This window comes from Rhizobium sp. S96 (genome assembly GCF_030382195.1).
Lineage (GTDB): Bacteria > Pseudomonadota > Alphaproteobacteria > Rhizobiales > Rhizobiaceae > Rhizobium.
Map to the genome: position 1 here is coordinate 36,609 of NZ_JAUDRY010000015.1, position 12,418 is coordinate 49,026.

Genomic DNA, 12,418 nt, shown 5'->3' on the forward strand with positions numbered 1-12,418 from the left:
ACGAAGTTGCCATCTTCGGCAATCGCTTGCACAGTCTGCCATCAAAAATTGCCTCAGTGGGGGAGACACATTGGCATCGCGTATGGCTTCAGCAAGCGTTCTGTCGCTTGCTCTATTTTCAACTCTGGTTCAGCCGTCCTTCGCGGGCGGACTGGATCGTGGTGGCTACAATATCGATCAATTGTTCGATGCGTCGCAGTTCTCGATTCAGTCGGGCGTGATCTATATCATGCCGCAGCGCAAGCTGAAGGATGCGAAGGATACCAACCCGGCGGACGGATCAGGCAGTAATGGGTTCGGTGCCGGATCGACCACTGCTGATGATACCGAGAACTTTGCCATTCCGTACGGCGGGATCAAGGGCGGTTATGGCGACGTCGATTGCTTGCTCGACTATTCGGAACCGTTTGGAGCGCACACCAATCCAGGTGCAAATTGGGTCGGCGCCCAGAACAATATCGAAACAGAAATAAAGACACGCAACTACGCTGCGACCTGTTCGTATAAATTTGATGTCGGTCCGGGCCAGCTGCGGGTCATCGGCGGCACCTTCTATCAGGAAGTTGAAGGTTTCAAGGAGCGCTACGTCGTCAATCCCGCTTTGCTGGGTGGCACTGGTACAGGTATCGGTCGACTAGATCTGGAGGATCAGGGCTGGGGCTGGCGCGCAGGCGTAGCATACGAAATTCCGGAATATGCGCTTCGCGCCAGCTTGGTCTATAACAGCCGCGTCAAATACGACAACCTGACTGGTACGGTTGATCTGACACAGGTCACCGGAGCGGTAGCACCATACAACACGGCGCCTTATGGCACGGTAACGAATGTGTTTGGGGCCGCCGAGGCGCCGGATTCGCTCGAACTGAAGCTGCAAAGCGGTATCGCGCCTGACTGGCTAGCCTTTGGCTCGGTCAAGTGGACAAACTGGAGCGTGCTTCAGTCGATCGCGTTGTGCCCGACCTCGACCAGAAGCATCAAGTGCACGCCCGGAGGCGCAACCGAGCTCACCTCGCTCGACCTCCTCTATCGCGACGGATGGACAGTCACAGGCGGTGTTGGTCATAAATTCAATGATCAGTGGAGCGGTGCGGTAAGCCTGACGTGGGATCGCGGGACCAGTCATGGTTACGGCGCGCAAACCGACAGCTGGACTGTCGGCGTCGGAGCGGCCTACAGCCCCACGGAGAACATCGAGTGGCGGTTCGCCGGTGCGCTTGGTATCCTCACCAGCGGCTCGTCGGGCGCCATCACCCAGAACGGGATCACCTATGGTGATGACGTGTCTTACTCCTTCGGCAACGATTTGATTGCTGCTGTCTCGACCAGCATCAAGGTCAAGTTCTGAACCTCGAAGATGACCTCAAGATCAGCCCGGCAAATCGCCGGGCTTTTTCTTTGTGTATGGACTGTTAAGCATGGTGTTTCCGCGTCTCATTTTGTGACGATTCAGCAACAGTTTTTTACCACCATTCGCGTAAGATGCGCTTCGGGGCAAATTGTCCATTTCCCGCCACAAACGAGGCGCAGCGGTAAGCTCGGGCGAGGGAATGACAGGCATAAGGTGCGCGTAAAGAGTAAGATGGGTCGGTTTTCATTCAGTGCAGGCAAGGCAGGCGGGAAGTGCGGTAAAGTTGATGCCGCCGCTGTCGCATTGCTTTTGCGGCAGGACAATCCGGCCAAAAAACTTCGCTCGTGCGCACCGCGTTCCAGTCTTTCCTCCTATCCATTTTCCGGGATGTTGCCGGCGCCGGAATCGGCTTCCGGTAACAACGACTCAGGTTTTGTCACAATTGGTGACTACCTATGTTTTGAAGGCGGCAGGTCGCACAGCGACGCCACGAAAATGAGCTTGTTGGCATCGCAAGAATGCCGCGCCGGGGAACGGACGGATGAGGGCGATGCGCAGAAAATTGCGGCTCCAGCAATGGAGCAGGGCTGGATGCGACGCGGGCAAAGGGGTCTTCGAACCCGCCGCGGGATCGCTCGCCGGGAGGAATACGTCCGTGGCTCGACGAGCCTGCGGAATGGAAGCGAAAGAAACCGAGTGACATGCTGACGTTTGAGTTCAGATCTCTCAGAGTGGTGCTTGCGGGGCTTTCCGTCGCCTGTTTCGCGGCGGTGGCCTGTCCGGCGAGTGCATTCGACATCAAGTCGGGTGTCACGAAAGAATCCGGTCCCTTCGATCTCTTCAAGTTCGGCTTCAAGGCCTATAAGAATGGTCAGAAGGAAGAGGCGGTAGAAGCGTACAAATACGCCGCCGAAAAAGGACATACCGGCTCGCGCTGGGCGCTCGCCAACATGTATGCCGACGGCGATGGTGTGGCGCAGAACGATTTCGAGGCCTTCAAGATCTACAGCGAAATCGCGCAGCAGGGCGTCGAACCCGGTTCCGAGGACACAGGCTTCTTCGTCAACGCCTTGCTCTCGCTCGCCGGCTACTACAAGCACGGTATTCCGGGAAGCCCCGTCAAGACGGATCTGAGCCAGGCGCGTCAGCTCTATTTCCAGGTCGCCTCGACGTTCGGCGTGCCTGAGGCGCAGTTCCAGCTCGCGCAGATGATGCTTGCGGGCGAGGGCGGCAGCACCAGCACCCAGCAGGCCAAGAAATGGCTCAACCAGGCGCGCAAGAGCGGTCACCCCGGCGCCATGTCGGTCTTCGGCAACATTCTCTTCCAGGAAGGCCAGACCGCCAATGGCCTCGCCCTGATGACGGCGGCGCTCGATCGCTGCAAGCCCAAGGATTGCGGCTGGATGGAATCGCTGCAGGAGCAGGCCTTCTCGGTGGCAACCGAAAGCGATCGCCGTACAGCCATCTCGTTGTCGCACAAGATCGCGACAACGACAGAATAGCTCAGCGCGCGTACAGCGCTGCTGAAAGATAGCTTAATCAGCGAAATCGAAATAAGCGGCGACGGGCACGTGATCCGAGGGTTTCTCCCAGGCGCGTACGTGCTTCTCGATAGCCGTCGACGTCATCCGGTCCGCCGCTTCGGGCGACAGCATCAGATGGTCGATGCGGATGCCGTTGTTCTTCTGCCAGGCGCCAGCCTGATAATCCCAGAAAGTATAGGCGGGAACAGCGTCCGTGGTCGCGCGCACGGCGTCGACCAGACCGAGGCCTTGGAATTTGCGGAACGCTTCCCGCGTCTGGGGCAGGAACAAGGCGTCGTTCTCCCACACTTTCGGGTCGAAGCAGTCGTGCGGCTCGGGGATGACGTTATAGTCGCCAGCGAAAATCAGGATCTCTTCATAGGCGAGGCGTTCGCTGGCAAATTTGTGCAACCGCTCCATCCACGCCAGCTTGTAGGTGTATTTCTCGGTCTCTACAGGATTGCCGTTCGGCAGATACAGGCAGCAGACGCGTGCCACGCGGTTGCCGGGAAGCGAGAATACGGCCTCGATAAAGCGCGATTGCTCATCCAGCGGATCGCCGGGAAGACCCCGGCTCACTTCGTCGGGCTTTGATTTGGAAAGAATGGCGACGCCGTTGAAGCCTTTCTGGCCGTGCGTCTCGACGTGGTAGCCCAGGGCCTCGATCTCAAGCCTCGGAAATCCTTCGTCGATCGTCTTTATCTCCTGCAGGCAAACGATATCGGGATTAGAATCCCGCAGCCACTGCGTGAGATTGTCGATGCGCGCCTTGACGCCGTTGATGTTCCAGGTCGCGATCTTCATGGGGTGTCCTGTTCAGCGTTGAGGCTTTCTTCTATCGCGCTCCTTGGACAAACCACAACATGATAAACCGGCCGGAAGGCGTTCTTCGGCCGGTTCGATGTGGATAGAGCAATGGATCAGATGGAGAAGCTGGTCCCGCAGCCGCAGCTGGCGACAGCATTCGGGTTCTTGATCTGGAAGGATTGGCCAAGCAGGTTGTCGACGAAATCGATCTCCGATCCCGCCATATAGACGAGCGAAAGGCTGTCGATCAGCACCTTGGCGTTGTTTCTTTCGACGATGATATCGTCGTCCTGGACGTTGTCGGCCAGATCGAACTTGTAGGAAAAGCCCGAACAACCGCCGCCTTCGACAGAAACCCGCAATGCGCTCTTGCCGGGCTCTGTGCCGACGATCGCTGCGATTCGTTTTGCCGCCGCTTCGGAAAGCGTTACACTTGCATCAGTCATATCTGCTCCTGCCGGGGTCAAGATCCGGAGAGAATAGCGTTTCAGCCAACGTTCAAATGGCTGTTTTCAAAGGCACTTGCGCTTTATATCACGAAAGTGCCGCTTCCGGCAAAGCGGCGAAGAAAGGGCCTCTTTGCCGTTTATGCTCTCTATAGGTATGAAGGGCGGAAAGCGGCGTCAATGGGCGGGTGCTGCAAGATGACGAGTGACGGTGAAGAATGACGATCGACAGGGGTGCTTTAGGTTTCGGCGGTAGCGACAGGGCAGTCTTTGCGGCCGACCCATGGAAGACGCGCGGGCGACTTTATCCGGAGAGTTCGAGCCCCACCCGATCCGACTTCCAGCGCGACCGCGACCGCATCGTCCACACGACGGCTTTTCGCCGCCTGAAGCACAAGACACAGGTCTTCATTGCCCAGGATGGCGATCACTACAGGACCCGTCTTACACACACGATTGAAGTCGCGCAGATCGCGCGTGCATTGGCGCGGGCGCTGAAACTGGACGAGGATCTGGCCGAGGGCGTGGCGCTCGTCCACGACTTCGGCCACACGCCATTTGGCCACACTGGCGAGGATGCCTTGCACGAGGTGCTGTTGCCGTACGGAGGCTTCGATCACAACGCGCAGTCGTTGCGGATCGTCACCAAGCTCGAGCGCCGCTACGCCGATTTCGACGGCATCAATCTGACTTGGGAAAGCCTCGAAGGGCTCGTCAAGCACAATGGTCCGCTCCTGACCAAGGATGGTGTGGGAACGCGCGGGCCGGTGCCGCAGCCGATCCTGGACTATTGCGAGATCCACGATCTCGAGCTCGCTACCTTTGCCAGCCTCGAGGCGCAGGCCGCCGCGATTGCCGACGATATTGCCTATAACACCCACGACATCGACGATGGTCTGCGCTCCGGCTATCTGACGTTCGAGATGCTGGAAGAGATTCCCTTCCTCGCAGGCCTCATGGCCGAGGTGAGGGACCGCTATCCCAATCTGGAGCCCAATCGATTCACGCACGAGATCATGCGCCGCCAGATCACCCGCATGGTCGAGGATGTGATCTCGGTCGCCCAGCAGCGCCTTGTCGAAGTGAACCCGCAGAGCGCCGACGATGTCCGCCAGGCAAGCCAGGTGATCGCGACATTCTCGGTCGGGATGGCTGAAACGGACAAACAGATCAAGGCGATGCTGTTCAAGCGCATCTACCGGCACCCGGAGATCATGCGCATTCGCGCCGGTGCGGCGCAGATCGTGACCGACCTCTTCGGTGCCTACATGGCCAATCCCAAGGAGATGCAGAGCCACTACTGGGTCGATCACATCGCCGGTCTTGCGGAAGCGCCGAAGGCGCGCCATGTCGGCGACTATCTGGCGGGGATGACAGATACTTATGCCATCAGTGCCCACAGGCGATTGTTTGACCATACTCCGGATTTGCGATAGGCAGCGGTCGCCCGGCAAAAGTCGGGCAAATGCCTTGTGGCTCAGCCTATGCATGGAAGAGTGCGATGAACCTTTTTACCGATTTCGAAGCCAGGATTAAAACCGCCCTTGAACAGATCGATCTGGTCAAGGAAAAGCGATCCGAGCTGGATTTCGGCCGTATCACCGTCGAGCCGCCTCGCGACGCGAGCCACGGCGACGTCGCAACCAATGCCGCGATGGTCCTGGCAAAGCCGCTGGGCAGCAATCCGCGCGCTCTGGCGGAAATCATCACCGCCAAGTTGAAGGAAGACGCCGACGTCGCCGACGTTTCGGTTGCAGGCCCTGGTTTCATCAACATCAAGCTTGCCGTCGGCTACTGGCAGCGGCTGCTGGCGTCGATGATCGAGGCAGGTACCGATTATGGCCGTTCGACGCTCGGCGCCGGGAGGAGCGTCAACGTCGAATACGTCTCCGCCAACCCGACAGGGCCGATGCATGTGGGCCATTGCCGTGGCGCCGTTGTCGGCGACGCGCTGGCAAATCTGCTCTCCTTCGCCGGCTTTGACGTCGTGAAGGAGTATTACATCAACGACGCGGGCTCGCAGATCGACGTGCTGGCGCGGTCGGTCTTCCTGCGGTATCGCGAAGCACTTGGCGAGAAGATCGGCGAGATCCCGTCTGGCCTCTATCCGGGCGACTATCTGGTGCCGGTCGGCGAGTCACTGGCGCGTGACTACGGCGTAAAGCTGCACAACATGCCCGAAGATCAATGGATGCCGATCGTCAAGGATCGCACGATCGACGCGATGATGGTGATGATCCGTGAAGATCTGGCGGCGCTCAATGTCCACCATGACGTCTTCTTCTCCGAACGCACGCTGCACGCCCACGGCGCAGCCGCGATTCGTACCGCGATCAACGACCTGACGTTCAAGGGGCATGTCTACAAGGGCACGCTGCCGCCGCCGAAGGGCCAGCTGCCGGAGGATTGGGAAGATCGCGAGCAGACACTGTTCCGTTCGACGGAGGTGGGGGATGACATGGATCGCCCGCTCATCAAGTCGGACGGTTCCTATACGTACTTCGCGGCGGACGTTGCTTATTTCAAGAACAAGTTCGACCGTGGCTTCAACGAGATGATCTACGTTCTCGGCGCCGACCATGGCGGCTACGTCAAGCGCCTGGAAGCGGTTGCTCGGGGCGTCTCGGAAGGCAAGGCCAAGCTCACGGTGTTGCTGTGCCAGCTGGTCAAGCTGTTCCGCGATGGAGAGCCTGTAAAGATGTCGAAGCGCTCTGGCGACTTCGTGACACTGCGCGACGTGGTGGAAGAAGTCGGTCGCGATTCGGTGCGCTTCATGATGCTGTACCGGAAGAGTTCCGAGCCGTTAGACTTCGATTTCGCCAAAGTAACGGAGCAGTCGAAAGATAATCCGGTCTTTTACGTACAGTATGCGCATGCTCGCTGCATGTCGGTCTTCCGGCAGGCGAAGGAGGCATTTCCTGATCTCGACACGTCTCCGGAAGTGCTGGCAAAAGCCGTGTCCGGTATCTCTGATCCCGCGGAATTGCAGCTGGTTGCGAAGATTGCGGAGTTCCCGAGATTGGTCGAGTCCGCGGCCCAGTCGCAGGAGCCGCATCGCGTCGTATTCTACCTCTATGATCTCGCCAGTTCTTTCCATGCGCATTGGAACAAAGGCAAGGATCAGGTAGACTTACGATTTATTAACGATAAGAGCCGAGAATCGAGTATAGCCAGACTTGGACTGGTGTACGCCGTTGCGTCGGTTTTGAAGTCGGGACTTGCAATCGCAGGGACCGCTGCGCCGGAAGAGATGCGGTAGCGTCACCATTTACCCACAATGCGCTGGCACGAAACCTTTGCATTTGCGAGTGGATGAGTATGGCAGATAAACAGCGGGCGTATGACACGCGTAAGAATACGGACCTCTTTGCCGACGACGATCCCTTGGCAGAACTTGCCCGTATCGTCGGCTTCGAGCCTCGAGTGGCGGCCAATACTGTCGCCGACGAGCCTAGGTTGGAGCCTGCCTTCAACCTAGAGGACGAATTGCTGCGCGAATTCGAGCGTTATGACGCTCCCCATGCGCCCGCGGTAATCGATACCCCTGCTGAGGTCGAATTCGCAGAGGTTGTGTCCCATGTTGAGCCAGCGTTCGAAGTCCCGGTTGCGTCCGAGGAAGTGGAACACGCGGTTTATGCGCAGCCTGAGGCGCGCTCCGTTCTTTCGTCCGCCGATTGGACGTCGGGCGTGCCGCGGGCCGAACCCATTTCCGGTGGTGCTCGGGATCTGATCGAAGAGCTGGAACTGTCGATTGGCGCTGCGCCTTCGCCGGTTCAGCCCGCCAAGGCTCCGCAGTGGTCAGCTGCCAGCATTCGCTTGCCGCTTGCCAACTTCCATCCGGCACGCCGCGAAGAGCAGGCCGCTCCGGTCGCCGTGCCTGTAGCTCCGCCGGCGCCTGTTGCGGCTGCTGAGCCGGTCGCTGTTTCTCCGGCCGCCGAATTCGAAATCCCGGCCGCTGCAGGCTTTCCTGCCGAGATCGATCGCCACGAAGCCTTTGAGGCTCACGAAGTCATTGAGGCTGTTGTCGAAGCACCGGTTGAAGAACCGGTCGTGGATCATGCCGCTTTCGATCTGGCTGCCGCCGCTCGTGACGGCGAAGTTCAGGCGGACGCCGCTCTGACGGAAGCGGAACCGGTCGAAGTCGATGACATCGTCTTCGATATCGATGATCTCCTTGCGGATGTATCTCACTATCCGGTTCCCGAGCGCCAGGTTGCGGCTGAGCAGCAGCAAGCCGTTGCTCCCGCCTTTGTGCCGCCGCCGGCCGCCATCACGCTGCCGACGCCGCCTGCTCGGATGCCTGAGCTAGAAGTCGTTGCTGCCAAGGCTGAACCAGAAGCGGAAGATCCTTTTGCCGGTCATGACTTCGAGCTCGACCTCGAAGGTATCGAACTCGAACTGGCCGACCTCGATTTCGTCGAGCCTGTTGTCGCACGCGAAGTCGAGCAGCCTAAGCCGCAACCCGTTGCGCCGATAGCTGCATTCGAGCCGCGACCGGCACCGATTCCGACGCCTGCTGTCGCGATGCCGGCGCCCGCCTATCAGGCGCCAGCGGCCTATCAGGCACCCGCGCCAGCCTATCAGGCGCCTGCGCCCGCTTATCGCGCACCTGCGCCCGCTCCGGTCACGCCGGTTGCCCCCGCCTTCTCTTCCGACGCGGCCGATGAACTGCCGTTCGATCCTTCGATGATCGCCGATGCCGAGTATCATCCGGAAACCGTCGAAGAGATGCACGTTCCGGCACTGCCGCCTGTCGAAAAACATGAGCCGGTGGCCACTACTTCCGATTTCGATTTTGACGTCGATGCCGAAATCGCCAACCTGCTCGCTCCTGCAAAGCACGCCGAAATGCCGGTGAAAGCGGCTGCGCCGGAATGGCGTCCCCGCGCCAATGTTTCGGTTGCGCCTGCAGCCGCACCGGCCTCCGGTCAGCCGGCTCAAATGCAGGGCTTCGACGAATTCGAGCGGGCGCTGGAAGAAGACTTCCGCCGCAGCGTCAACGAGCCGGTGCAGCAGCGTCGCGAGAATATCTCCGAGGTTCAGATCCAGTCGGCAAGTGACGCCGAGGATATGACCCGTGCACGCTCCATGAAGCGCATGCTGGCGGCCGCTGCCGTCATCGTCGTCTTCGGTGGTGCTGCCTATGCCGGCTATTCGTTCCTGGCACGCGATGGCGCCCTCGGCATTTCTTCCGGCGAACCGCGCGTTATTGCGGCGGACAAGGAACCGGTAAAGGTCGTGCCTGAGAACCCGGGCGGCAAGACCGTTCCGAACCAGGACAAGGCAGTCTACGACAGCGTTGGCGGTGCGGCGGCGGAAGCCCCGAAGCAGAAGGCGCTCGTCTCCAGCGATGAACAGCCGGTCGATGTGGTCCAGCGTACGCTGACACCAGAAACGTTGCCTGAAGACAATGACAGCGACACGGCTCTGCCGCCGATGGCGACGCCAGTCGGCGAAACGCAGGATCCACGCTTGCTGCCGACGCATGACGCGACGGATACCGCGGCTGTCGACGACTCAGATGCCGACAAGGCGCCTGCTGTTTCCGCGCGCAAGGTCCGCACAATGATCGTCAAGCCTGACGGTACGCTTGTTGCCCGCGATGAGCCTGCTCCTGCGCCGACGGAACCGGCTCTGCCGAAGCCAACGACAGTGCAGACGCAGAAGATTCCGGCAGGCAATTCCGCCAGCGGTACGGCTGCAGACTTCCCTGCATCGAGCCAGCTCGCATCGGCTGACATTCGCTCGACGCCGGTAGAGAAGACCACGCCGTCCGCGGCGCAGGCGCCTTCTGAAAACGTATTGGCAAAGGCTGCCGCTGCCACGCCTGAGAACGTTGACCCACCGGTCCGCGCCGTCACGAGCAAGCCGGCTACCGACACGGCACCGGTTCCGGCAGCACGTCCCGTCGCTGCCGCAGCGGCACCGGCAGCTCCTGTTGCCGCTGCTCCTGTAGCCGAGGCCGCTCCCGCTGCTGAGAAGCCAAAGGATGTCGCCGCGGTTTCTCCTGCGGCAACCCAACCGAAGCCGGCCGCAACAGCGTCTGGCGCCTACGGTGTGCAGATCGCGTCGCTTCCTTCCGAGGAAGAGGCAAAGAAGTCCTATGCCAGCCTGTCGAAGAAGTTCGCGAGCGTGCTTAGCGGTCGCAGCTACGAAATCCGCAAGGCTGAGATTGCAGGCAAGGGCACATTCTATCGCGTTCGCATCCCGGCAAGCTCGAAGGACGAAGCCGCAGCGATCTGCGAAAAGTATCGTGCCGCAGGCGGCTCCTGCCTGATCTCGAAGTAACGTTCGAAGAGACCCAGTAAAAAGCGGCGGGCAATTGTCCGCCGCTTTTTTTGTGAATGACGGTTGACGCTGCTCGCAATTCCTGCGGGCAGCTTTATGATTCGGGTATGACCGAATCAAAAGCAATGATCCTGGGCTGCAGCGGCCTTTCCCTCACTCAAGATGAGAAGGCCTTCTACAAGGCCGAGCGCCCCTGGGGCTTCATCCTCTTCGGACGGAATATCTCCGAACCGAACCAGATCAGCGACCTTGTCGCCGAAATGCGGGATAGCGTCGGCTGGCACGCGCCGGTCCTGATCGATCAGGAAGGTGGCCGCGTGCAGCGCATCCGTCCGCCGATCCTGCAGCATTATCCTTCCGGGCAGCAGCTCGGCGATCTCTATCGCAAGGACAAGGAAAAGGGGAAGCGCGCCGCCTGGTTGATGTCGCGCCTGCATGCCTTTGATCTTTCGAAATTCGGCATCAATGTCGATTGCTTGCCTGTCCTCGACGTTCCCGTCGAAGGCAGCAGCAACGTCATCGGCAACCGTGCCTATGGTGACGATCCGACAACTGTGACCGAGATGGGTATGGCGGCAGCCAACGGCATGAAGGCCGGCGGGTTGTTGCCGGTGATGAAGCATATGCCGGGCCATGGTCGCGGTTTTGCAGACTCCCACCACGAATTGCCGGTCGTTGACGTTTCGCGTGACGAGCTCGAAGCACACGACTTTCCGCCCTTCATCGCCATGAAGGACGAGCTGATGGCGATGACCTGCCACGTCGTCTTCGCCGCGATCGACGCCGACAATCCGGCGACGACCTCTAAGAAAGTCATCGACGGCGTCATTCGCGAGCGCATCGGTTTCAACGGGCTGTTGCTTTCCGATGATACGTCGATGAACGCGCTTGCCGGCACGATCGGCGAGCGAGCGGCGAATATCATTGCAGGCGGATGCGATATCGTGCTGCATTGCAACGGTCACATGGACGAGATGCAGCAGGTGGTCGCAAACGTGCCGCCGCTGCAAGGCAAGCCGCTGGCGCGTGCCCAGGCGGTGGAGAAAGGGTTCCCGATAGCGGAAGCTGCCGATGAAGCTGCTATCCGAGCCGAATTCGATGCCATGTTTGCGACAGTCTGATCGCGAAAGGAGCAGGGCGGGGTGAACGCGACAAAGGGGCCTGAACGGCCGAGCGCAGCGGCAACGCCGATGGACAAGCTGTGGCAGGACAACGGCGCCGAGCGTGCGTCCAACGATCCCGCGCTGCTGATCGACGTCGCCGGCTTCGAAGGTCCGCTAGACCTCCTGCTTTATCTGGCCCGCAACCAGAAAGTCGATCTGTCGCGCATCTCGGTCCTGGCGCTCGCCGAACAGTACCTGCAGTTCATCGAGAGCGCCCGGCGCATCCGCATCGAACTGGCTGCGGATTACCTGGTCATGGCGGCGTGGCTGGCTTACCTGAAGTCCCGCTTGCTGATCCCGCAGCAAGTGAAGGACGAGGGGCCCTCCGGCGAGGAGATGGCCGCAGCGCTCGCCTTTCGCCTCAAGCGTTTGGAAGCGATGCGAGAGGCCGCAAGCGGTCTCATCAACCGCAATCGCCTTGGCCGTGACTTCTTCGCGCGCGGGGCGCCGGAGCATATTCCGGATCGCCAGCAGTCCGCTTACGACGCGAGCCTCTATGACCTTCTGACGGCCTATGCGTCGTTGCGTCAGCGACAGGCCGTGACACAGGTTACGATCGCACGCCGCAACGTCTGGTCACTGACCGACGCCCGTGAGTTGCTGACCCGCCTGATTGGCGAAGTCGTCGATTGGACCGCACTGGAACAGCACCTGCTGCGATACATGGTGTCGCCGGAAGACAGGGTAACAGCCATCGCCAGCGCCTTCGCGGCCTCGCTCGAACTCGTACGCGAAGGCAAGCTCGAAATCCGCCAGGAGGGCGCTTTCGAGCCGATCTACATGCGACGCGGACCGAAACATGCGACACTGCAGGTCGTTGAACAGGAGCGACCGGCTTGACCG

The 12,418-nt window shown here is 60.1% G+C and carries 9 protein-coding genes; 7 read left to right on the forward strand and 2 right to left on the reverse strand.

All coding sequences use genetic code 11. The annotated features are described in order from the left end of the window. The first annotated feature begins 70 nt into the window (after nt 1-70). Both QTL94_RS17775 and exoR read left to right on the forward strand, forming a co-directional pair. On the forward strand, nt 71-1,345 hold the full coding sequence (locus tag QTL94_RS17775) for an OmpP1/FadL family transporter (RefSeq protein WP_289802714.1): 1,275 nt from the start codon (nt 71-73) through the stop codon (nt 1,343-1,345). A 704-nt stretch (nt 1,346-2,049) separates the two neighbouring features. Beyond that, nucleotides 2,050-2,850: an exopolysaccharide production regulator ExoR gene (gene exoR / locus QTL94_RS17780; protein ID WP_113521743.1), complete on the forward strand. Its 801-nt coding sequence runs from the start codon at nt 2,050-2,052 to the stop codon at nt 2,848-2,850. A gap of 33 nt (nt 2,851-2,883) precedes the next feature. On the opposite strand, the gene xth is transcribed toward exoR, so the two are convergent. Next, nucleotides 2,884-3,675 carry an exodeoxyribonuclease III gene (xth, locus tag QTL94_RS17785; protein WP_289802715.1) on the reverse strand — a complete coding sequence of 264 codons (792 nt, stop codon included), beginning with the start codon at nt 3,673-3,675 and terminating at the stop codon, nt 2,884-2,886. 116 nt (nt 3,676-3,791) lie between these two features. Then, nucleotides 3,792-4,124: an iron-sulfur cluster insertion protein ErpA gene (gene erpA / locus QTL94_RS17790; RefSeq protein WP_065694231.1), complete on the reverse strand. Its 333-nt coding sequence runs from the start codon at nt 4,122-4,124 to the stop codon at nt 3,792-3,794. A gap of 218 nt (nt 4,125-4,342) precedes the next feature. Between erpA and QTL94_RS17795 the strand changes: the two genes are divergently transcribed. The 5 genes from QTL94_RS17795 (at nt 4,343) to QTL94_RS17815 (ending at nt 12,415) form a co-directional block, all read left to right on the forward strand. Continuing rightward, a complete protein-coding gene (locus QTL94_RS17795) occupies nt 4,343-5,560 on the forward strand; it encodes a deoxyguanosinetriphosphate triphosphohydrolase (protein WP_065694232.1) in 1,218 nt (405 codons plus the stop codon). Nucleotides 5,561-5,625: 65 nt separating this feature from the next. Next, nucleotides 5,626-7,383 (forward strand): arginine--tRNA ligase, encoded by a 1,758-nt coding sequence (gene argS / locus QTL94_RS17800; RefSeq protein WP_065694233.1) that lies wholly within the window; start codon nt 5,626-5,628, stop codon nt 7,381-7,383. A gap of 59 nt (nt 7,384-7,442) precedes the next feature. Then, nucleotides 7,443-10,412 carry an SPOR domain-containing protein gene (locus QTL94_RS17805; RefSeq protein WP_289802716.1) on the forward strand — a complete coding sequence of 990 codons (2,970 nt, stop codon included), beginning with the start codon at nt 7,443-7,445 and terminating at the stop codon, nt 10,410-10,412. Between the two features lie 107 nt (nt 10,413-10,519). Then, a complete protein-coding gene (gene nagZ / locus QTL94_RS17810) occupies nt 10,520-11,533 on the forward strand; it encodes a beta-N-acetylhexosaminidase (protein WP_289802717.1) in 1,014 nt (337 codons plus the stop codon). 21 nt (nt 11,534-11,554) lie between these two features. Beyond that, nucleotides 11,555-12,415: a segregation and condensation protein A gene (locus QTL94_RS17815; RefSeq protein WP_141684051.1), complete on the forward strand. Its 861-nt coding sequence runs from the start codon at nt 11,555-11,557 to the stop codon at nt 12,413-12,415. Nucleotides 12,416-12,418 lie beyond the last annotated feature (3 nt).